Origin of the sequence: Pilimelia anulata (genome assembly GCF_014647895.1) — a bacterium.
Taxonomy (GTDB): domain Bacteria; phylum Actinomycetota; class Actinomycetes; order Mycobacteriales; family Micromonosporaceae; genus Pilimelia; species Pilimelia anulata.
Window position 1 is genome coordinate 275,059 of sequence record NZ_BMQB01000003.1, and the last position, 20,822, is coordinate 295,880.

Sequence of the window (20,822 nt, forward strand, 5' to 3'; positions counted from 1 at the left end):
CATGTTCAGCCCCGGGGTGATCCTCGGCGGGCGGTACCGGCTGGACGAGCGCATCGCCGGCGGCGGCATGGGCGACGTCTGGCGCGGCACCGACGACGTGCTCGGCCGGACGGTCGGCGTCAAGATCCTGCTGCCCGCGCTGCTGGAGGAGCCCGGCTTCGCCGAGCGGTTCCGCGGCGAGGCGCGCACGATCGCGGCGATCAACCACCCCGGCGTGGTCGACATCTACGACTACGGCAACGAGGAGCAGACCGCGTACCTCGTGATGGAGTTCGTCGAGGGCGACGCGCTGTCCCGCACCCTGGCCCGGGTCCGCCGGCTCACCCCGGCCCGGACGATGTCGCTGGTCGCGCAGGCGGCGGAGGCGCTGCACGCCGCGCACCTGAAGGGCATCATCCACCGGGACGTGAAGCCGGGGAACCTGATGGTCCGCCCGGACGGCACGCTCGTGCTCACCGACTTCGGCATCGCCCGCTCGGCGCTGGTCGGCCAGCTCACCGCCGCCGGCGCGGTGCTCGGTACGGCGTCGTACATCGCCCCCGAGCAGGCCACCGGGGCGCAGGCGTCGCCGGCCTCCGACGTGTACTCGCTCGGCATCGTCGCGTACCAGTGCCTGGCCGGGCGGCGGCCGTTCGAGGGCGACAACCCCATCGAGATCGCGATGAAGCACGCGCAGGAGCCGGCCCCGGCGCTGCCCGGCGACATCCCGCCCGGCATCAAGGCGATCGTCGAGCGGGCGATGGCCAAGGAGCCGGTCGACCGCTGGCCGTCGGCGGCGGCGTTCGCCGCGGTCGCCCGGCAGGCCGCGGTGGCGGCGTCCGGCCCGCCCGGCCCGCCGCGCCAGCCGACCGCGCCGCCCGGACCCGCCCGCGGTACCGCCGTCCCCAGCACCGGGGCCCGCGGCGCCGCGCCGGCCCGCGGCGCGGCCACCCCGCCGCCGGCCCGGGGCAGCGCGCCCGGCGCCGCGCCCCGCTACCAGCCGCCCGCCGCCGCGCCGCGCGGGGCGGCGGCCGCGGCCGCCGGCGCCGCACCCGGGCGGGTGAATCCGCCCGCGGCGGCGCCGGCCGACCGGCCCGCCGCGGGTGCTCAGCCGGTGCCGTACCGTCCGCCGGCGCCGCAGCACCGCCAGCCCGCGCGGGGGGCGTACCGCGATCCGTCCCCGGCCCCCGGCTACGGTTACCCGGCCGCGTCCGGCGGCTCCGGTCGATGGTTCCGGCGCGTCATGATCATTACGCTGGTGGTGGGCCTGCTGGCCCTGCTGGCATGCGTCGGTGTCATCACATTCCTCCTGCCGCAGGGCCCGGCTAACGCGCGGTACGCGCCGCAGCAGGGCATAGTGGGCACGTACGAATTGAGTGAAGGACGGTCCCGAACATGACGGCGCAGGCCCGCTTGCTGGGCGGCCGGTACCAGGTCGGCGAACTGCTCGGCTACGGCGGTATGGCCGAGGTGCACCGCGGCCGCGACCTGCGGCTGGGCCGCGACGTGGCGATCAAGATGCTGCGCAACGACCTGGCCCGGGACCGCACGTTCCAGGAGCGGTTCCGCCGCGAGGCGCAGAACGCCGCCGCCCTGAACCACCCCGCGATCGTCGCCGTCTACGACACCGGCGAGGAGCACGCGCCGACCGGCGAGGTGCTCCCGTTCATCGTGATGGAGTTCGTCAACGGCCGCACGCTCAAGGAGGTGCTGGCGGCCGAGGGCCGGATCATGCCGCGGCGTGCGCTGGAGATCGTCGCCGACATCTGCGCGGCGCTGGAGTTCAGCCACCGGCACGGGATCATCCACCGGGACATCAAGCCCGGCAACGTCATGCTGAACCGCAACGGCCAGGTCAAGGTCATGGACTTCGGCATCGCCCGGGCGCTGGCCAGCGGCGCGACGACGATGACCCAGACCAGCGCGGTGATCGGTACGGCGCAGTACCTCTCCCCCGAGCAGGCCCGCGGCGAGGCCGTGGACGCCCGCTCCGATGTGTACGCGGCCGGCTGCGTGCTGTTCGAGCTGCTCTGCGGGCACCCGCCGTTCACCGGGGACAGCCCGGTCGCGGTGGCGTACCAGCACGTCCGGGAGGACCCGCCGACGCCGAGCCAGCTCAACCCCGAGGTCGGGCCGGACATCGACGCCATCGTCCTCAAGGCGCTGGCGAAGAACCCGCTGAACCGGTACCAGTCCGGGGCGGAGATGCGCGCCGACGTGCTGCGCGCCGCCGCCGGCCGCCCGGTGATGGCGACGCCGGTACTGGGCGAGGCCGAGACGATGCAGCTCGCCGCGGCGGGCGGGCAGACCGCGACGCAGCAGGCGGCCGGGGTGGGCAACGCCCGGCGACGCAAGGCGTCGGCCTGGGTGATCGCGGGGCTGGCGGCGCTGGCGGTGATCGCCGCGACGGCGCTGGTCATCGGCCTGACCCGGGAGAATCCGCCGCGGGCGCAGACGGTCGACGTGCCGAACCTGGTCGGCCAGGCGCCGACGGCGGCGGAGGGCACGCTCCGCGATGTCGGCCTGGTGTACGCCGTCGGCGACCCGATCAAGAACGACACCTGCGTCAAGAACACCGTGGCCAGGCAGATCCCGCAGGCCGGCGCGCCGGTGAACAAGGGCGACACGGTGACGGTCGGGCTGTGCGCCGGGCCGAACACCGTGCAGGTGCCCACCGACCTGGTCGGGCTCACCCAGGCCGAGGCCGAGCGGCGGCTGGGCGAGGTCAAGCTGAACGCCAACATCGTGCAGGTGGACAGCGACGCGACCCGCGGCACGGTGGTCCGGGTGCCGACCGCCGGCCGGTCGGTGGAGCTGAACTCGCGGGTCGAGGTGCAGATCTCCCGGGGCAACCGGAAGCAGGTCCCGAACGTGCTCGGGCAGACGGTGGACGCGGCGGTCAACGCGCTGCGCAGCGCCGGGTTCGAGGTGATCACCGAGGACGGCGAGCCGTCGACGCAGAACGCCGGGCGGGTGACCGACCAGACGCCCTCGGGCGGGACGGTGCTGAAGGTGGGGTCGACGGTGCGGATCACGGTGGCGCAGCGGCCGACGGACAACCCGACGCCGTCGCCGACCGAGACGACCTTCCCCCCGAACCCCCCGATCAACCCGACCCGCTGAACCCGCCATCCGTTCGTCGAGGGCACCGCGCGCGGCCTGAGGCCGCCGCGGGTCGGCGTGCCCCTCGGCCGCCATGCCCAATGCCCCGCCGGATGGGGCGGCTGCGGCCCACCTCGTGCCGATGCGGGCGGTCGGTCAGGTGGTGGCGAAGGCGGCGCGGCGCCGGGCCTCCACCTCCGCGGCCAGCGCCGGCGCGTGCTCCAGCGCCGCCGAATGCCCGCACGCGGCCAGCCAGTTGGCCAGCATCAGGTGCCCGCCCTCGGTGAGCACCGATTCCGGGTGGAACTGGACGCCCTCCAGCGGCAGCTCCCGGTGCCGCATCGCCATGACCACGCCGGAGTCGGTGCGCCCGGTGACCGCCAGCTCGTCGGGCAGCGTCTCCGGCCGGACGGCGAGCGAGTGGTACCGGGTGGCGGTGAACGGGTCCGGCAGGCCGGCGAGCACGCCGGTCCCGTCGTGCCGGACCAGCGAGGTCTTGCCGTGCAGGAGTTCGGGGGCGCGGTCGACGACGGCGCCGTACGCCTCGCCGATCGCCTGGTGGCCGAGGCAGACGCCGAGGATCGGGCGGGTCTGCGCCTCGGCCCGGATCAGGTCGAGGCAGATGCCGGCGCGGGCGGGCGTGCCGGGGCCGGGCGAGAGCAGTACGCCGGCGGCGTCGATCCGGCCGGCGGCGGCCACGGTCAGCTCGTCGTTGCGCCGTACCTCGCAGTCGACGCCGAGCTGGCCGAGGTACTGCACGATGTTGTAGACGAACGAGTCGTAGTTGTCGATGACGAGTACGCGCACCCCGTCACCCTAGGCGATCCGGCGCCCCGCGCGCTGCGCCGTTTCAGCCGGTGGTGTCCACCCCGCCGACCTGGACGTCGTCGAACGGCAGCAGCGGCTCGGCCCACGGGAACACCACGAACCACAGCAGGGCGAGCGCGCCGGCGATCAGCAGCAGCGATCCGATGATCTTGCCGGGCCTGCCGAAGGGCAGCAGGCGCCAGATCAGGCCGTACATCGGCTCAGCCCCTCAGCTCGGGCGGGTCGCCGGCCGCGCGCGGCTGGCTGCGGATGAGCGCGCCGTGCACGATCAGCCGCTCGTAGTTGTCCCACTTGGGGTTGCAGGTGGTGATCGTGACGAGCTTGTCGCCGGCGGCGAAGCCGGGCGGGACCGGGTCGACGACCTCGACCGCGGACGGCTTGACAATCTTGGTCCTGGCGACCTTGTACACGTACCAGGTGGTCTTGGTCTCGACCACGATCGGATCGCCGTTGACCATGTCGTCCAGGTCCCAGAACGTCGACTTCACCCGGTGCCCGGCGATGGCGAAGTTGCCGGCCTGGCCGGGCAGCGCGCTCTTGGGGTAGTGGCCGGGCGCGACCTCGATGTCCTTCGGCGCGACGCCCTCGACGACGACCCACTTCTTCGCCAGCCGCGGGATGTGCAGCCGGGCGACCGCGCCGCCGGGCGGCGGCTTGCCGGTGCTGCCCGTGCCGCCGGGGCGGGCGGCGGCGGCCGGGGTGTCGAACGCGCGGTCCAGGTCGCCCTGGGCGGCGTCCACGATCGCGGTCTTGCCGTAGATCTCGTACGCGGCGAACAGCAGCAGGATCAGCCCGCAGGTGATCATCAGCTCGCCGAAGACCCGGATGGTGCCGCGGACGAAGCCGCCGACCGACGGGCCGCTGTCGCGGGAGTTGCGGCTGCGGTACGAGCCGGGCGGGGTCGGCGCCGGCGGGCCGTACTCCGAGGGCAGGGGCGGCGGCGCCGAGGTCAGGCCGGCGGGCGGGATGGCGGCGCTGCCGCGGGCCGTGCCGGGGTTGATCGGGCCGGCGGGGCGCGGCTGGTCGGCGATCCAGCTCGGCAGGCCGGGCTGGTCGTCGGCGTCCTCGCTGCGGTGCCGGCCGCCGCCGGCCGGGCCGGGCCGGTACGCGCCCTCGTTGCCGCCGCGGTCGTACCGGCCGCGCCGGGTCCGCCGCTCGCCGTCGAGGTGGACGTCGTACTCGTCGCTCATTCCGGGCTCACCCTGGCGGCCTGGACGACGTCGGCGCGGTCGAACGCCTTCAGCTTGACGTCGGCGTGGCCGCGCTCCTCATAGCCGAGGCCGTACTGCTTGGCGTCGGCCCGGAACCGGGCGACGTCGGGGGCCGCGGCGAGCGCGGCGCGCAGCGCGTCGGGGTCGCCGATGGCGGTGATGGAGAACGGCGGCGAGAACAGCCGGCCGTGCAGCGCGAGCACCGAGCCCGCGCAGCGCACCGCGCTCGTCGAGATCACCCGTACCTCCATGATCGCCATGGCCTCGGCGCCGCCGGCCCACAGCGCGTTGACCACGCCCTGCACGTCCTGCTGGTGGACGACCAGGTCGTCGTTGGTCGCGCCGCGGGGCGGGTCCGCCCGGCTGGAGTGCGGCGCGTCATCCAACCTTACGGTGAGTCCCGGGCCGTGTACGGGCGTGAACGCGGCGTCCGCCTCGAACCTTTTTGCCCTGGCTCGTTCCTGTCGTACCGGAACGTCCGTTCCAGCGAGATTCTCGGTCTGGCCGGCGACAGCCCGGCGCAGCTCGGCGGCGCGCGCCTCGGCCCGGTCCAGCCGCTCCTGCCGCTGCTTGATCAACTGGGCCAGCCGGGGGCGCCGGTCCTCGCGCAGCGCCGTCCCCTCGGCCGTGGTCGCCGAGGTGGTGAACAGCAGGCCGGCGGCCAGCGCGATCACCGGTACACCCGCCGCCCAACCCGACCGGGGCCGGCGCCGGGGCCGCAGCGCCCGGAGCGAGCGGAGTGCCGCGGTGCGCCACGATGACGTCCCGGACGTGTACTCCACGCTGCCTCCAAGCTCCCGCGGCGTGTCGCGCGCCGACGGACGGGGTGTCCGCTGGTGCTCGACGGGCCGAATGTGACTACGCTAGCTCTCGAACATTATTCGTCGTCGTCCGTCACCCGGGCGGGACCGCGCGCCACCGGACCCATACCGGGACCCGGAGGAGGGCGCAACCCGCAGGACCGGCGGCGCGGCTCGGTCCGTTCGGCCGGTCCGCGCTCCGCCGCCCGGCCGGGCAGGGGCCGCCCGGCGAGCGTGTTCGCCCACTGGCCCCTCAGGAGAGCGTCGTGCCCAAGTCAACCGTCCGCAAGAAGAAGAGCTACGCGCCGCCGCCGGAGGTGCGCGCGACGTCCGCCGCGGCGAGCAAGAAGCCCAGCCCGATGTGGGTGCCCGCCCTCGCGGTCGGCCTGATCCTCTTCGGCATCGCGTGGCTCGTGGTGTTCTACCTGTCTGAGCAGGAGTTCCCGGTCAAGTCCTGGCACTACTGGAACCTGGCCGTCGGGTTCGGCGCCATGGTGGCTTCCCTGGGCATCCTCTCCCGCTGGCGCTGAGTCGCTGGATGCTCATCCAGGTGCTCACCTCGCTCGTCGCGGCCGCGATCACCGCGGTCGCGGCCGTGCTGGCCGTCCGCGCCGTCCGGCGGATCCTGGCCGTGGTCCGCCTCGGCCAGCCCGACCCCACCCGGACCGGCAGCTGGCCGGCCCGGGCCAGGGTCATGCTCGCCGAGACGCTCGGCCACACCCGGATGCTCAAGTGGAGCGTCGTCGGCGCCGCGCACTGGTTCGTGATGATCGCGTTCATCGCGCTCTCCACGCTGGTGCTGGAGGCGTACTTCGAGGTGGTCACGCCGGCCGGGCACCTGCCCTGGCTGGGTACCTGGCTGCCGTTCGGCCTGCTCACCGAGTGGATCGGCGTCCTCGGCACGGTCGGCATCGCGGTGCTGATCGCGATCCGGCTGGCCAACCTGCCGACCCGGGCCGGCGGGCGGTCGCGGTTCACCGGCTCGACGATGTGGCAGGCGTACTTCGTCGAGTACGTCGTGCTCTCGGTCCTGGTCTGCGGCTTCCTCATCCGCGGCTTCCAGGTCGCCACCGGGCACTTCGCGCACCCGTTCTGGGCCACCCCGGTCAGCCACTGGGTCGGCGCGGCGCTGCCGGCCTGGCCGGCCGGCATCAGCGTCGCCGCCATGGTCAAGATCTGCATCTCGATGACCTGGTTGATCGTGATCAGCCTGAACGTCACGATGGGCGTGGCCTGGCACCGGTTCCTCGCCTTCCCGAACATCTGGTTCAAGCGGGACCCGGCCAAGCCCGCCGGCTCCGGCCTGGGCGCCCTGCGGCCGATGACCTCGGCCGGCGAGCCGCTCGACTTCGACGACGCCGACCCCGAGAAGGACCAGTTCGGCGTCGCGCAGGTCGAGCAGTTCTCCTGGAAGGGGCTGCTGGACTTCAGTACGTGCACCGAGTGCGGCCGCTGCCAGTCCCAGTGCCCGGCCTGGAACACCGGCAAGCCGCTGTCGCCGAAGCTGCTCGTGCTGAGCCTGCGCGACCACGCGTACGCCAAGGCCCCGTACCTGCTGGCCGGCGGCGGCAAGGACCTGATGGGCGAGGAGCAGGGCACCGCCGAGCAGCTCGCCGGGGTCGACGTGCTCGCGCTGGCCGAGGCCGAGCGGCCGCTGGTCGGCGACGCCGCGGCCGGCGGCGTGATCGACCCGGACGTGCTGTGGTCGTGCACCACCTGCGGCGCCTGCGTGGAGCAGTGCCCGGTGGACATCGAGCACGTCGACCACATCGTCGACATGCGCCGGTACCAGGTGATGATCGAGTCCAGCTTCCCGGCCGAGGCCGGGGTGATGCTGCGCAACCTGGAGAACAAGGGCAACCCGTGGGGCGCCCCGCCGAACACCCGGGCGGACTGGACCAAGGGCCTGGACTTCGCCGTACCGCGGGTCGGCGAGGTCGAGGACTTCGAGTACCTGTTCTGGGTCGGCTGCGCCGGCGCCTTCGAGGACCGGGCGAAGAAGACCACCCGGGCCGTGGCGACGCTGCTGCACCGGGCCGGGGTGTCGTACGCGGTCCTCGGCGCCGGCGAGACCTGCACCGGCGACCCGGCCCGCCGGATCGGCAACGAGTTCGTGTTCCGGATGCTCGCCCAGCAGAACGTCGAGACCCTGAACGAGGCGTTCGAGGGGCGGGAGCCGGGCAAGCGGAAGATCGTCGCCACCTGCCCGCACTGCTTCAACACCCTCGGCAACGAGTACGGCGAGCTGGGCGGGTCCTTCGAGGTCGTGCACCACACCGAGCTGCTGGCCCACCTCGTCGCCACCGGGCGGCTCACCCCGGTGACGCCGCTGGCCGGCGGCGTGACGTACCACGACCCCTGCTACCTGGGCCGGCACAACCGCGTCTTCACCCCGCCCCGGGAGGTGCTCGGCGCGGCGGTCGGCGGCGGCGTCACCGAGATGCCGCGCAACACCGAGCGCTCGTTCTGCTGCGGCGCCGGCGGCGCCCGGATGTGGATGGAGGAGCGGATCGGCAAGCGGATCAACGTCGAGCGGGTCGAGGAGGCCCTGGCCACGGGCGCCCGGACGATCGCGGTCGGCTGCCCGTTCTGCACGACGATGATCAGCGACGGCGTCACCGGCAAGGGCCGGCACGAGGAGGTCGAGGTCGTCGACGTCGCCTCCGTCCTGCTGCGGACCACCGAGTCCGGCTGACCGGTTCCCGGCGGGGCCGGGTTGCCCCGCGGGTGCCGGGGCGTCGTGCGAGAATCGGCCCGAGGTGAGGTTTCCATCGACACCGTGCTCGTGACCACCGTGCTGCCGCTGCTCGGCTTCGTGCTCCTCACCGCCGGCAACGCGTTCTTCGTCGCGGCCGAGTTCGCCCTGGTCACCGTCGACCGGCCGGAGATCGACCGGCGGGCCGACGCGGGCGACAAGCGGGCCCGGACCGTCCGGCAGGCGCTGCACGCGCTGTCCTTCCAGCTCTCCGGCGCGCAGCTCGGCATCACGCTGACCGCGCTGCTCACCGGGTACCTGGCCGAGCCCGCGCTGGCCGACCTGCTCGCCCCGCTGGTCCGGCCGCTAGCCGGCGGCGCGACCGACACCGTGCTGAGCCTGCTCGCCCTGGTCGTGGCCACGCTGCTGTCGATGCTGTTCGGCGAGCTGATCCCGAAGAACGCCGCGCTCGCGCACCCGATGCGCGCCGCGCTGCGCACCGCCGGCCCGATGCGCACCTTCTCGGCCGCGTTCGCCTGGCTGATCCGGGCGCTCAACGGCGCCGCCAACGCGGTCGTCCGCCGGCTCGGTATCGAGCCGCAGGAGGAGCTGGCCAACGCCCGCTCGCCGGAGGAGCTGGGCCTGGTCGCGGTCATGTCGGCCAAGGCCGGCGCGCTGCCCGCGGACACCGCGCTGCTGCTCCAGCGGACGATCCGGTTCGCCGACAAGCGGGCCGCCGAGGCGATGACCCCGCGGGTGGACGTGGTCGCGCTGAAGTCCACCGCCACCGTGACCGACCTGCTGGCCGCCGCGCGCGAGTCCGGGCACAGCCGGTTCCCGGTGTACACCGAGACCGTCGACCAGATCACCGGCATCGCCGGGCTGGCCGACGCGCTGGCCATCGTCCCCGACCGGCGCGGCCTGGTCACGGTCGCGGCGCTGGCCCGGGAGCCGATCTACGTACCGGAGAGCCTCGACCTGGACGCCGTCCTCGGCGAGCTGCGCAGCGCCGGCGCCGACCTGGCCATCGTCGTCGACGAGTACGGCGGCACCGACGGCCTGGTCACCGTCGAGGACCTCGCCGAGGAGCTGGTCGGCGTCATCGCCGACGAGCACGACGAGGCGCCCGACCTGCCCGAGCTGGTCGGCGAGCTGACCGCGCCCGGCGCCGAGCCCGCGTACCTGATGGAGGGCGTGCTGCGCAGCGACGAGGTGTACGAGCGCACCGGGTACCGGCTGCCCGACGGTCCGTACGAGACCCTCGCCGGCTTCCTGCTCGCCCGCCTCGGCCGGCTGCCCGCGCCCGGCGAGTCGCTGCGCGCGGACGGCTGGGAGTTCACTGTCATCGAGGTGGAGAAGCACCGCATCGCCCAGGTGCGGGTGGCCCGGCGCGAGGGGGTCGCGTGACCGGCCTGCTGATCACCGTCGGGCTGCTGCTCGGCAACGCGTTCTTCGTCGGCGCCGAGTTCGCGCTGATCGCCGCCCGGCACAGCGCGATCGAGCCGCTCGTCGCCACCTCCCGGGCGGCCCGCTGGGCGCTGTCCGCGATGAACGACATCCCGCTGATGATCGCCGGCGCGCAGCTCGGCATCACCGTCTGCTCGCTCGGCCTGGGCGCGATCGCCGAGCCGGCGTTCGCGCACCTGCTCGAAGCGCCGTTCCACGCGCTCGGCGTACCGGACCGGGCGCTGCACCCGATCGCCTTCGTGCTCGCGCTCGCGGTGATCGTCTTCCTGCACACCGTGCTCGGCGAGATGGTGCCCAAGAACATCTCGCTGGCCGGGCCCGAGCGGTCGGTGCTGGTGCTCGGCCCGCCGATGCTCGCCTTCTGCCGGCTCACCCGCCCGCTGCTGATGGCGATGCGCTGGGCGGCCAAGCACTTCCTCCGGGTCTGGCGGATCGAGGTCACCGACGCGGTCAAGACCGTGTTCACCGCGGAGGAGCTGGCCGGGCTGGTCACCCAGTCCCGGACCGAGGGCCTGCTCGACCCGCGCGAGCACGCCCGACTGGCCGGCGCGCTCGCGCTGCGCCAGCGCACGGCCGGCGACGCCGGCCGCCCCTGGCCCGAGGTCACCACGGTCGCCGACGACGTCTCGCCGGCGTCGCTGGAGGACCTGGTCAGCCGTACCGGGCGGTCCCGGTTCCCGGTGGTGCACCGGGAGACCCGGCGGGTGCTGGGCTTCGTGCACGTCAAGGACATCCTCGGGTACACCGGCCCGGCCCGGGTGGCGCCGATCCCGCCGGACGTGGTCCGCCCGCTGCCGGTGGTCCCGCCGGAGCGGTCGCTGGCCGACGTCCTGCTGGGGATGCGCCGGGACCGGCGGCACATGGTCCTGATCAGCGACGGCCGGGCGCCACTCGGGGTGGTGACGCTGGACGACGTGCTGACCGCCGTCGTCGGCCCGGGCCACGCCGGGAGGAACAATTAGCGGCATGACCGCGCCGCGCACCGCACTCGCCCTGACCCTGCTCTGCGCCACCCTGGTCGGCTGCACGGCGGAGAAGCCGGCCAAGCCGATCGGCCTGGACGAGTCCGTGGTGCTGCTGGCCGCGGCCGAGCGCGCGGTGCTGCCGACCGGCCCGCCGACGACCGTGCGGTTCGGCTTCGACACCCCGGACCCGGCCAGCCGGGTGCTGCCGGAGACCGCCGGCGCGCCGACCCCGCCGCCGCTGGACCTGCGGCCGCGGGTGGCCAAGGGCGGTGCGGTGGAGTTCGTCCCGTCGCCGCGCGGGCGGGCCGCGTACTTCCCGCCGCGCTGCCCCGAGTCGGCCGCCTGCCCGCGGGCGATCCTGGAGGCCAACGACCCGCTGCTGCTGAACCCGGACGGCAGCCCGATGCGCTTCGGCGCACTGCTCAAGATGACCGCCGTCGACGCCGGCCCCGGCGCGAACGTGCTGCAGAAGGGCTTCTCGACCGGCGGCGGCACGCAGTACAAGGTGCAGGTCGACGGCGCCGCCGGCCACCCGAGCTGCGTGATCTCGGCGGGCGGCCGGATTCACAAGCTGGAGTCGACCCGCGCGGTCACCGACGGCCGGTGGCACGGCGTCGCCTGCACGGTCACGGACGGCCACCTGCTGATCAACGTCGACGGCACGGTGACGCGCACCACTCTGCCCCCCGGCCTGCGGGTGCACAACGACCAGCCGCTGCGGATCGGCGGCAAGAGCGTCAACCCCGGTAACGACCAGTTCGCGGGCGAGATCGAGGACGTATTCGTCAGCATCTACCCGCTGTGACGGGGTAATCACGGCCGTACTCCATAATGGGTGATCCGGGGATAAACCCCATTCCCGAATGGTGACAGGATGCGATCCGGGAGTTGCGGGGCGGCGGTGCCGTCCCTAACCTGAGTGGGCGTCGGACCGGACGTCGGTGCCCATCCCCTCGGGCGCGCCGGTTCGCCACCGCCCTCCGCGGCCGCCTCACGCTGCTGAAGCGACCCCCTCCCTCGAGTGGCGGTGCCCGCGAATCCCGAAGGAGTGCTGCCCTCCGTGGACAGCGATCACCGGCGGCTCACCGCGCGCCAGACCATCCTCGCCGCCCTCGCCAGCGCGACCGTGGCCGTCGGGGCCCTCGCCGTACCGGCGACGCCCGCCGCCGCGGACCCGACCGTGGCCGAGATCGAGAAGCAGATCGACGGGGCCTGGAACCAGCTCGAACCCGTCATCGAGCAGCACAACCTCGTCAGCGGCCAGCTCAAGGCCAAGCGCAAGGCCGCCGCGAAGTTCGAGGAGAAGATCAAGCCGCTGGCCGAGAAGGTCGACGCCGCGATGGCCCGGGTCGGCCGGTTCGCCGCCGTCCGGTACCGCGGCGGCAACGTCAACGCGATGAACGCGGTCCTCACCAGCGGTTCCCCCACCGGCCTGGTGCAGCAGCTCGGCGTGATCGACCAGTTCGCCCGCCGCCAGGCCGCCCAGGTCGAGGACGCGGCGAAGCTGCGCGCCCAGTACGCCGACCAGAAGGCCCCGCTCGACGCGATGATCACCGACCTGGCCAAGACCGACGCGGCGCTGACCGAGAAGGCCAAGCAGATCAACGCCGAGGTCAAGAAGCTGGAGGCGCTGCGCCTCAAGGCGTACGGCCGGACCGGCGGCACCGGCAGCCTGCGCCCGGTCCCCTGCCCGACCAACTACCCCGGCGGCGCCGTCGGCAAGGTGATCCGGTTCGCCTGCTCGCAGATCGGCAAGCCCTACGTGTGGGGCGCCGAGGGCCCCGGCTCGTACGACTGCTCGGGCCTGACCCTCGCCGCCTGGCGCAAGGCCGGCGTCGGCCTGCCGCACAACGCCGCGGCGCAGCGCCGCGCGATGCAGTCGGTGAGCCGCTCCGAGCTGCGCCCCGGCGACCTGGTCTTCTACGGCGGCAACCTGCACCACGTCGCGATCTACGCCGGCGAGATGGGCGGCACGCAGTGGATGGTGCACGCCCCGACCAGCGGCGACGTGGTCCGGATGGCGCACATCGACGAGCAGCCGATCCACAGCTTCGGCCGCCCGGCGTACTGATCCGCACGCGTTGAAGCCCCGGGCCGGGCGGCCCGGGGCTTTCGCTTTCGCCGGGGTCGCGCTTCGCCGGGTCGGGCGTCGCGGGTCAGCGCAGGTCGTCGGTGGTGAGCTGCTCGCCCTCGCCGGTGGGCCAGGTGCGCCAGCTCCGGTACGAGCGGCTCGGCGTCGGGCCGCGCTGCCCCTGGTACCGCGAGCCGTAGACCGCCGACCCGTACGGGTGCTCGGCCGGCGACGACAGCCGGAAGATGCAGAGCTGCCCGATCTTCATGCCCGGCCACAGCTTGATCGGCAGGTTGGCGACGTTCGACAGCTCCAGCGTCACGTGCCCGGAGAACCCCGGGTCGATGAACCCGGCCGTCGAGTGCGTGAGCAGCCCCAGCCGCCCGAGGCTCGACTTGCCCTCCAGCCGCCCGGCGAGCTGGTCCCCGAGCGTGATCACCTCCAGCGTGGAGGCGAGCACGAACTCGCCCGGGTGCAGCACGAACGGCTGCCCGTCCGGCACCTCCACCTCGCTGGTGAGGTCGTCCTGCTGGATCGACGGGTCGATGTGCGTGTACAGGTGGTTGTGGAACACCCGGAACAGCCGGTCCAGCCGCACGTCGATGCTCGACGGCTGGACGAGCGCCGGCTCGAACGGCGCCAGCCCGAGCGTCCCCGCCTTGATCTCCGACACGAGGTCGCGGTCCGACAGCAGCATGCGTGCACGATAGCGGGCCGTTCGGGACCGCCCGGCCGCCGACCCGCCGCGCCGGCGCCGGCCCGCCGTCAGTCCGCCCGGTACGCCACCCACGACCGCCGCATCCGCAGCACCTGGCCGGGCGTGAACTCGTACATGCACTCGTCCTGGCTGTAGTCCAGGAAGTTGTGGATCGGGTCGGCGCCCGGCCGCTCCCGGCAACTGTCCTGGCCGTCCGGGCAGCCGACCGCGGCCACCGCCGTCGCCGGGGTGTCGGCGACGTGGTCCCCGTCGTCGGCGCAGCCGCCCTCGAACGTGTGGTACAGGTTGAGCCAGTGGCCCACCTCGTGCACGGCGGTGTCCCCCTCGTTGTACCGCCGCACCTGCCCGCCCGGCAGCGTCTCGGACAGCAGCACCACCCCGTCGCCGGCGTCGCCCCCGTCCTTCGGGAATGTCGACCAGCCGGCCACCCGGGTGGCCAGCCGGCCGACGTAGACGTTGAGCGTGCCCCGGCCGCCGCGGCGCAGCTCGCGCTTCATCTCCCGCTCGGCGGCCGAGTCGTACGTGATGTTGGCCCACCGCGGCTCGACCACGCGGTTGATGGCGTCCAGCCGGAACGAGAACGGCGTGGGCACCCCGCCCTGCTTGCCGGCGTACGCCTCGTTGAGCACCTCGACCTGCCGGCGCACCATCTCGTCGGTGACGTCCCCGGTGGCCCGGGTGCCGTCGGCGGAGACGACGTGCACGACGACGGGGACGGTGACGGCGCGCGGCAGCATCGCCTCGGTGAGCCCGCGGGTGAGGCGGGCGAGCTGGCGCTCGCGCAGCAGCCGTTGCAGGCGGGTGAGGCCGGCGCCGAGGGGGTGCCGGATCGCGGGGACCAGCCCGGCGGCGAGACCCGGGATGAGCCCCTGCTCCTCACCGGGGAACGGACGCATCACTGCCGCGGCGCTCGTGGTCACGTTCAGTGATTGTTCGGTTCCCGGAGCGCACGGATCGGGGTGGGGGGTGGCGGTCGCGGCGAGGGGTGCGACGGCGGCGGCCGGGCCGGCGGTGGGGAGGGGGGCGGTGGCCAGGACGGCCGCGGCGAGTACGGCGAACAGGGTGGTTACGCGGTGACGCCGCACGGTGGTTCCCCCTGGATGTCCGGCACGGTCGATGGCGGGCGGCCGCCGGGTGGTGCGGGGCGGTCTGAGGATTTCAACGAGCGACGGGCGGTGGGATCACTGGGCGTGACGATGATGAGACGGTCGGGGGGTGGGTCCGGCGGGTGGGGTGGCGGCGGCGGCCGGACGGTGACCTTGGGGCGACCGTCCGGTGGAGACGGTCGCTGGCGCTGCTCCTGCCGCCCTCTTGCCGCCCGGGGTCGGCTGGCTCTTGGTGATCACGGGGTGGTGCACCTTTGAGGGGCTGGTTGGGGTGTCTGGGCTCTTGGTGGGGGTGGGGTCCGGTGGGGGTGTGGGGGTCGGGTAGAGTGCACGTACCTTGCGGGTGTAGTTCAATGGCAGAACATCAGCTTCCCAAGCTGACAGCGCGGGTTCGATTCCCGTCACCCGCTCCACGAGAAGCCCCAAGTCAGCGCACATGCCGACCCGGGGCCTTATCCATTGGGATCAACTCCTTGGCTGAGCGTGCCCGTTGCGTGCCCGGTCGCGTTCCTTCTTGATGTGGCCGCTGAGGCGGTCCGCGATCTCCCGGTCCTGCTCCTGCGCCGCGTGCTGGTAGATCATCGCTGCTCGCGTAGAGGCGTGACCCATGCGCGCCATCAGGTCAGCGAGGCTCGACCCGGGTGCAGCGAGCTTGTTGCCCGTGTGCCGCAGGTCGTGGAAGTGGAAGCCAGGCAGGCCCGCGTCGATGACACTCTGCGTCCACCGGGCCGAGCGCTGGAAACCGGATCGGCGCAGCACCGCGCCGGTGATCGTGGTGAAGACCAATGCATCGGCGGCGTCACCGACGTAGTTCTCGAAGTGGTGGCTCACGTCGGGCCGGATGGCCTTGGGCACGGTCACCCGCCGCACCCCGGCGTCGGTCTTGGGTGGGCCGAACAGCAATTCGCCAGTAGAGCGCTCGACCAGTGTCGCCCGCACGTCGATGGTGTCGAAGTCTTCGCCCACGTCCTGCCGTCGCAGCGCGGCCAACTCGCCATAGCGGAGGCCGGTGAAAGCTGCCAGCAGGATCAGCGCCCGGAAGCGAGCGGGCACGGTGTCAGCCAGGGTAAGCACCTGGGCCACCGTCGCGGTGGGTCGCTCTGCGGGACGTTCGGTGCCGGCGCCCGGGATGCGACACGGGTTGCGCCGGATCAGTTCGTCGTCGACCGCGGTGTTCAGCACGGCGCGCAGCAGCCGATACGCCTTGGCGACCATCGTCGCGGCGATCCCATCAGCCAGCAGATTCGCGCGCCACTCCCGGACCATGCCGGGCGTGATGTTCTTGAGCATCTTCCCACTCAATGTGGGCTCGATGTACTTACGGTTCAGCCACCGGTACAGGTCAACCGTGCGCGGCCGAAGGTTAGGCCGATGATCGATCCAGTCGGTGAGGTATCCGCCGAGCTGTTCGGTCCCCAGGTCGGGATCGCGCCAGCTACCCGCGATCATGTCGGACTCGACTCGGGTGAGCCATAGGTCGGCGTCTCGTTTGGTGGCGAAGGTGTGCGGTGCGGGGCGGTCCATGCCGCTGGGGTCCGGGTAACGGGCCTGCCATCGGCCGGACGGGAGTTGGCGGACGCGTCCGAAGCGCCGCTTCTTAGACATAGATGGTTGTTCCTCTCTGGTGTCGGGCGACGGGCCGGATCGGGTCGACCTGGCCCTGACGGATGTAGGCGCTGAGGTCGTCGGGGTGGAACCGGACGAACTTGCCGACGCGGTAGAAGCGGATGCGTCGTTCGGAGATCAGGCGGCGGACGAAGCGCGGCTTGGTGCCGAGTCGCTTCGCGGCCTGGTCGACGTCGAGCAGGTCGACATCGGTGGGGGTGGTGGACATGGGTTGGCCTCCCTGGCTGGGTCATGCGGGTACGAGTGCGTAGCCGAGTTCGTGGGCAATCTCGTCGCGGGCGACCTCGGCGCGCGCGCGGGCCATCGCGGCGGCGGTGTTGGCCAGGAGTGCGTCGCCGGTGTTGCGCCATCCGGCTCCGGCGTAGGTGAGCGCACCGACGACGAGGGTGGTTTCCTCGGTGAGGTGGTCGGCGGTACGGATGACAGCGCCGTCGTCGGCCTGGTCCTGGTGGTCCTTGGCGCGGCGGAAGTCGATGCGGGCGGCGCGGAGCACGGTGAAGGTGGTGGAGTAGCGGCGGGCTTTGGTGAAGAAGTGGCCGCCGAAGCCGAGCATGTGCGCCCACCGGCGTAGTCCTTGGCAGGGGTTGGGGATGGTGGTGCTGGCCGTTTTGCTGTCAACGCCGTCTTTACACGCGACTGCGGTCAGCGGTCGGGCCAGGCGCCAGCACGCGTCCACGATCCGTTCGACGTGTGTGCCTTCTGGGTCGGCGTAGGAGTCGATGGTGTCGGCGGTGATCCGGGTGGAGGTGTGGCCGGTGATCTCGGTGCTTTTGGTGGCGTATTTGGCGAGGTAGCCGGCGGCCATCCCGTCGGTGATATCGGCGTCCCCGGCCAGGTTCAGGGGGCGTAGGTCGAGTTGGGTGCCCCATTCGATGGGCCAGCCGTCGGGCCGGTCGGGGTGCGCGTCGACGTGGATCCGGTTGGATGCGGTGGCGTGGCGTAGGGCGTCGTGGAGGTCCTCGATGCTGATCCCGGCCGGCGGTGGCACGACCGCGTCGAGGTCGAGGGGGTTGACGCCGTCCAGGCGTAGGAGGGCGTGGAAGTGGACGACTCCGCGGCGTTGGAATTCGGCGACTTTGCCGTGGGCCAGTCGGACGGGGCACAGGTAGCGGAATTTCCCGCCGTCGGCGGGCACGCGTACGAATGGGATGCCACGGCGGCGGCACAGTTTGCGTAGGTGGCGGTCGGCGGTCTGTTTGGTGCGCCGCCATAGTTCGCCGCTGTAGAGGTTCCAGACGACTTGGTGGTCGTAGTCGTAGCAGTCCGCGCAGATCGGCGTCCCGACGACGGTGTCGCCCTGGTGGTGGCGGGCGAAGCACACCATCGGCCGGCCATGCGCGCACAGGCTGATGTCTTCGGGCCGGCGTGCCCGACACGGATCGGGGCGGCAGTCGCAGCGTTTCCGGTTGCGGCAGGTGTGCCGGCGGATTTTGTGGGTGTGGACGGGTCCGAACGAGGGTGCGGTGAAGGTGGCGAAGCTGGCCGGGTGCCGGGCCACCGAGTCGGGTACGCCTTTGCCGCCGACGAGGCCGGCGCGGATGAGTTGGTAGGCGTCGTTCTGATACGTGCGGGCGCAGGAAGGGCAGACGGTGTGCCGGCGGTTGCCGCACGCCTTGTAGATGACGCCGTCGGGGAGTTGTTCGGTGTGGCGGGGTTGTCCGGTGACGGGGTCGGGGGCGAGGGTGCCGGCGAGTTGGACGGGGCGGGTGCAGCCGGCGGCGGCGCGGACGTGGTTGAGCCAGGTGTCGTAGTTGGGTTGGGTGGTGCGGTGGAAGGCGGCGCCGTGGTCGGACCAGCGCGGCGGCAACGGCGCGGTTTCGGCGTTCGACACCGCCCCCCACACCTGGTTGTGGGTGTGGGGGGTGATGTCCAGCGTCGAAGAGGTCACAGGACCCGGCCGGGCTGGGTGGTGCCGCAGAGCAGGTGCCGGCCGGCCGAGGCCAAGACAGCGGTTAGGGGGTCGCCGCAGACGCGGCAGGTGGTGTCGGCGGTGGCGTCCGGGAGGGTGCCCGGGTGGTAGCCGGTGAGGGTGTCGCAGTCGTAGACGGCGGTGAATGTGTCGCGTAGGACGATGATGGGTCGGCAGGCTCGGCACTGTTCGTCGTTGGGGAGCCGGCGTGCGCAGTCGATGACGGTGGTGGTGTGTCCGTCCCGGAGGGTGACGGGTTGTTGGCAGGGTCCGCCGTCGGTGACGTGGATGACCAGGTTTTCGGTGACCACAGCGTCGCCGGTGCAGGCGTGGACCAGGCGCAGTTGGTCGATGGTGGCGATGGTCATGCCATCACGCCCAGCAGGTTCCCGGCCGGGACCGTGACGAGGTCGGTGAACTGCCGGTAGGTGAGCAGCATCAACGCCGTGATGCGGACATCGGAGCCCGCGGGGCTGTCGAGGTGCGCCCGGAGTCGGGTGCGTGCGGCGATCGCGGTCGGGCACAGGTTGCGGCCGTGGTGCTGGCAGCCGGGGCAGGAGAACACCGGGTCATACCCGGCGGGGCAGTGCTGCGCCCACAGGGTGAGCAGGTCCGGCACGGTCAGATCGGCATCGCCGATCGTGGCGGGGTCGAAGGACGTGGTGGTGGTCATGCGGTACCCCCGAACCGCTGCTGCGCGGCCTGGCGGGTGATCCCGAGGCGGGAGCCGATCTCAGCCCAGGAGTAGCCGTAAGTACGGCGCAGCCCGATGACGGCCTGGGTGATGGCGTCGTCCAGAACGGCCGACAGGCCGGTCAGGTCTCGGAGGGCTTCTACGTCTCCGTCGGCGACGCGGCGGCCGTGAGCGGCGATGATCCGCCGCGTGAAGCGGGCGAAGTCGTCGTTCTCCACCACCTGCCGGGGTCGGCGGTTTCGGGTAGGCAGTGTCAACGCGTGGTTGGCAACAGACGGGTTCATGCGGTCACGCCCCGGTGCAGCCGGTCCCAGTCAGCGGCGGCGGTGTGCAGGGCGGAGACGATGTCGGCTGCGGTGCGGCCGGGGGTGTCGTTGAAGTCGACCAAGACCCTGTCCAGAGACGGCAGGTCGCCAATGGTGTAGGCGCGTAGGAGGTGGCTGTAGCCGGTGTGGTGGAAGGCCAGCCAGCCGGACAGCCAGTCCAGGGCGGCACCTAGCCGGGCGTAGTCGGCTTCGCCCATGGTGGGGGTGTCGTCGGTGGACGCGGCGGCGGCAATGGCGCCGAGGAGGCTGGCGGCGGGGTTGGTGGTGCGCCAGTCGCCGGGGGTGAGGGTCCAGCGGTAGATGCCGTGCTGAATCCAGCCGTGCGCGGCCAGGTAGCCGGCGGCGGCGCGCAGCAGGTCGGAGGGGTAGACCACCGTGCCGGTGGCCGGTTTTTGGGTAGGGTGCATTACCTCGTCCTCTCGGGGCGTGGTGAATGGGGCGGCGGCACCCGGAAGCTGTCCAGGCTGAGTACGGGTGCCGTCGTTTCTGTTATGCGGCGTCGAGGCCGCGTGTCCTACGCGACCAGGCCGCGTGCGCGGCAATCTTCTTGATGTCGTCGTCGTCCAGGTAGGCGACCTTGACCCGACGCGGGAAGCCGCCTTCAGTGATGAGGAGGCATTCGCCCTGGTTTTCGGGGGCGATGTCCGAAGCTGTGTAGCCCTGTTCGGCCCAGCCTTGGCCCAGGACGATGTTCGAGCTGTTGGTGGTGGTGCACCGGAACGCAGCCCGGTAACCGAACAGATCCCGCAGGCTCGTGGGGATGATGTCGAAAGACGGCCGCTGAGTAGCGGCAACAACCGGGATGCCGCAGGCGCGGCCCCGGGCGACCAGGTCGCGTAGGAGCGCGGAGAATTCCTCCTGCTCCGGCTTTGTGCCGAGGGTGGCGGAGTAGAGGGCAATTTCGTCGATGACGACGACGATGACTTCGACGCCGTCGGTGGCGCGGATCTTCCGGCGGCCCTGGGCAAGCAGCCAGGTGTAGCGCCGGTCCATCACGATTTGAAGGCGGCGTAGGACGGTGATCGCGTCGGTCAGGTTCGGGCCGACGAACACGTCGGCGCAGTCCCGGTACAGCCCGAGTTCGACCAGCTTGCCGTCGAGGAGGATGAGGCGGGCATCCGCGCATAGTGAGGCATGTCCGGTGACGGCGTTGAGTAGGCCGGATTTGCCGCCGCCAGGTTCACCGCCTGCGAGGAGGTTGCGGTAGGGCAGGTCGAGGTAGACGGGCAGGCCGTACTCGTCTATGCCGAGGTAGATGGGGTCGAAGATGGACAGCGACGCTGTCGGAATCGTCGGGGGGCTGGCGACCATCAGGGTTGCCTCCA

At 72.4% G+C, this 20,822-nt stretch carries 22 protein-coding genes and 1 tRNA gene; 9 read left to right on the forward strand and 14 right to left on the reverse strand.

Annotated elements, in window-relative coordinates:
* Position 1: 1 nt before the first annotated feature.
* The gene (locus tag IEY94_RS08865) at positions 2-1,378 is read left to right on the forward strand and encodes a serine/threonine-protein kinase (protein ID WP_189169599.1); all 1,377 of its coding nucleotides are present in this window, start codon (positions 2-4) and stop codon (positions 1,376-1,378) included.
* Entirely contained in the window at positions 1,375-3,102 is a 1,728-nt protein-coding gene (pknB, locus tag IEY94_RS08870) for a Stk1 family PASTA domain-containing Ser/Thr kinase (protein ID WP_189169600.1), read from the forward strand. Before IEY94_RS08865 ends, pknB begins: the two co-directional genes overlap by 4 nt.
* Positions 3,103-3,237: 135 nt before the next feature.
* On the opposite strand, the gene IEY94_RS08875 is transcribed toward pknB, so the two are convergent.
* Genes IEY94_RS08875 through IEY94_RS08890 form a run of 4 tightly spaced genes read right to left on the reverse strand, consistent with a single transcriptional unit; the run spans position 3,238 to position 5,902 of the window.
* Entirely contained in the window at positions 3,238-3,888 is a 651-nt protein-coding gene (locus tag IEY94_RS08875; RefSeq protein ID WP_189169601.1) for an aminodeoxychorismate/anthranilate synthase component II, read from the reverse strand.
* 43 nt (positions 3,889-3,931) lie between these two features.
* Entirely contained in the window at positions 3,932-4,105 is a 174-nt protein-coding gene (locus IEY94_RS08880) for a hypothetical protein (protein ID WP_189169873.1), read from the reverse strand.
* Between the two features lie 4 nt (positions 4,106-4,109).
* The gene (locus tag IEY94_RS08885; RefSeq protein ID WP_189169602.1) at positions 4,110-5,099 is read right to left on the reverse strand and encodes a class E sortase; all 990 of its coding nucleotides are present in this window, start codon (positions 5,097-5,099) and stop codon (positions 4,110-4,112) included.
* The gene (locus IEY94_RS08890) at positions 5,096-5,902 is read right to left on the reverse strand and encodes a DUF881 domain-containing protein (RefSeq protein WP_189169603.1); all 807 of its coding nucleotides are present in this window, start codon (positions 5,900-5,902) and stop codon (positions 5,096-5,098) included. Before IEY94_RS08890 ends, IEY94_RS08885 begins: the two co-directional genes overlap by 4 nt.
* A 284-nt stretch (positions 5,903-6,186) precedes the next feature.
* On the opposite strand from IEY94_RS08890, the gene IEY94_RS08895 reads away from it, so the two are divergent.
* The 6 genes from IEY94_RS08895 (at position 6,187) to IEY94_RS08920 (ending at position 13,118) form a co-directional block, all read left to right on the forward strand.
* Entirely contained in the window at positions 6,187-6,450 is a 264-nt protein-coding gene (locus IEY94_RS08895) for a cell division protein CrgA (RefSeq protein ID WP_189169604.1), read from the forward strand.
* An 8-nt stretch (positions 6,451-6,458) separates the two neighbouring features.
* Positions 6,459-8,615, forward strand: coding sequence for a (Fe-S)-binding protein (locus IEY94_RS08900; protein WP_189169605.1), 2,157 nt, complete (start codon positions 6,459-6,461; stop codon positions 8,613-8,615).
* A gap of 75 nt (positions 8,616-8,690) precedes the next feature.
* Positions 8,691-10,022: a hemolysin family protein gene (locus IEY94_RS08905; protein ID WP_229783492.1), complete on the forward strand. Its 1,332-nt coding sequence runs from the start codon at positions 8,691-8,693 to the stop codon at positions 10,020-10,022.
* Positions 10,019-11,044 (forward strand): hemolysin family protein, encoded by a 1,026-nt coding sequence (locus tag IEY94_RS08910; protein ID WP_189169606.1) that lies wholly within the window; start codon positions 10,019-10,021, stop codon positions 11,042-11,044. The genes IEY94_RS08905 and IEY94_RS08910 overlap by 4 nt, the downstream gene beginning before the upstream one ends.
* 4 nt (positions 11,045-11,048) lie before the next feature.
* On the forward strand, positions 11,049-11,852 hold the full coding sequence (locus IEY94_RS08915; RefSeq protein ID WP_189169607.1) for a LamG-like jellyroll fold domain-containing protein: 804 nt from the start codon (positions 11,049-11,051) through the stop codon (positions 11,850-11,852).
* Positions 11,853-12,107: 255 nt separating this feature from the next.
* On the forward strand, positions 12,108-13,118 hold the full coding sequence (locus IEY94_RS08920; RefSeq protein ID WP_189169608.1) for a C40 family peptidase: 1,011 nt from the start codon (positions 12,108-12,110) through the stop codon (positions 13,116-13,118).
* Between the two features lie 85 nt (positions 13,119-13,203).
* Here IEY94_RS08920 and dcd read toward each other — a convergent pair whose 3' ends face one another.
* On the reverse strand, positions 13,204-13,815 hold the full coding sequence (dcd, locus tag IEY94_RS08925) for a dCTP deaminase (RefSeq protein ID WP_189169609.1): 612 nt from the start codon (positions 13,813-13,815) through the stop codon (positions 13,204-13,206).
* A 68-nt stretch (positions 13,816-13,883) separates the two neighbouring features.
* Positions 13,884-14,921 carry a zinc metalloprotease gene (locus IEY94_RS23950; protein WP_189169610.1) on the reverse strand — a complete coding sequence of 346 codons (1,038 nt, stop codon included), beginning with the start codon at positions 14,919-14,921 and terminating at the stop codon, positions 13,884-13,886.
* Positions 14,922-15,281: 360 nt separating this feature from the next.
* On the opposite strand from IEY94_RS23950, the gene IEY94_RS08935 reads away from it, so the two are divergent.
* A tRNA-Gly gene (locus tag IEY94_RS08935) sits at positions 15,282-15,355 on the forward strand.
* A 52-nt stretch (positions 15,356-15,407) separates the two neighbouring features.
* On the opposite strand, the gene IEY94_RS08940 is transcribed toward IEY94_RS08935, so the two are convergent.
* From IEY94_RS08940 to IEY94_RS08975, 8 genes are all read right to left on the reverse strand, one after another.
* Positions 15,408-16,547: a tyrosine-type recombinase/integrase gene (locus IEY94_RS08940; RefSeq protein WP_189169611.1), complete on the reverse strand. Its 1,140-nt coding sequence runs from the start codon at positions 16,545-16,547 to the stop codon at positions 15,408-15,410.
* Complete coding sequence (locus IEY94_RS08945; RefSeq protein ID WP_189169612.1) at positions 16,540-16,776, reverse strand: helix-turn-helix domain-containing protein; 237 nt, start codon at positions 16,774-16,776, stop codon at positions 16,540-16,542. The genes IEY94_RS08940 and IEY94_RS08945 overlap by 8 nt, the downstream gene beginning before the upstream one ends.
* Before the next feature lie 21 nt (positions 16,777-16,797).
* On the reverse strand, positions 16,798-18,399 hold the full coding sequence (locus IEY94_RS08950) for a replication initiator (RefSeq protein ID WP_229783452.1): 1,602 nt from the start codon (positions 18,397-18,399) through the stop codon (positions 16,798-16,800).
* Positions 18,400-18,452: 53 nt separating this feature from the next.
* The gene (locus IEY94_RS08955; RefSeq protein WP_189169614.1) at positions 18,453-18,845 is read right to left on the reverse strand and encodes a hypothetical protein; all 393 of its coding nucleotides are present in this window, start codon (positions 18,843-18,845) and stop codon (positions 18,453-18,455) included.
* Complete coding sequence (locus IEY94_RS08960) at positions 18,842-19,150, reverse strand: hypothetical protein (RefSeq protein ID WP_189169615.1); 309 nt, start codon at positions 19,148-19,150, stop codon at positions 18,842-18,844. The genes IEY94_RS08955 and IEY94_RS08960 overlap by 4 nt, the downstream gene beginning before the upstream one ends.
* Positions 19,147-19,455, reverse strand: a complete 309-nt coding sequence (locus tag IEY94_RS08965) for a hypothetical protein (protein ID WP_189169616.1) — start codon at positions 19,453-19,455, stop codon at positions 19,147-19,149. Before IEY94_RS08965 ends, IEY94_RS08960 begins: the two co-directional genes overlap by 4 nt.
* Positions 19,452-19,904 carry a DUF6197 family protein gene (locus tag IEY94_RS08970; protein ID WP_189169617.1) on the reverse strand — a complete coding sequence of 151 codons (453 nt, stop codon included), beginning with the start codon at positions 19,902-19,904 and terminating at the stop codon, positions 19,452-19,454. The genes IEY94_RS08965 and IEY94_RS08970 overlap by 4 nt, the downstream gene beginning before the upstream one ends.
* Before the next feature lie 82 nt (positions 19,905-19,986).
* On the reverse strand, positions 19,987-20,808 hold the full coding sequence (locus IEY94_RS08975) for an FtsK/SpoIIIE domain-containing protein (protein ID WP_189169844.1): 822 nt from the start codon (positions 20,806-20,808) through the stop codon (positions 19,987-19,989).
* Between the last annotated feature and the right edge of the window lie 14 nt (positions 20,809-20,822).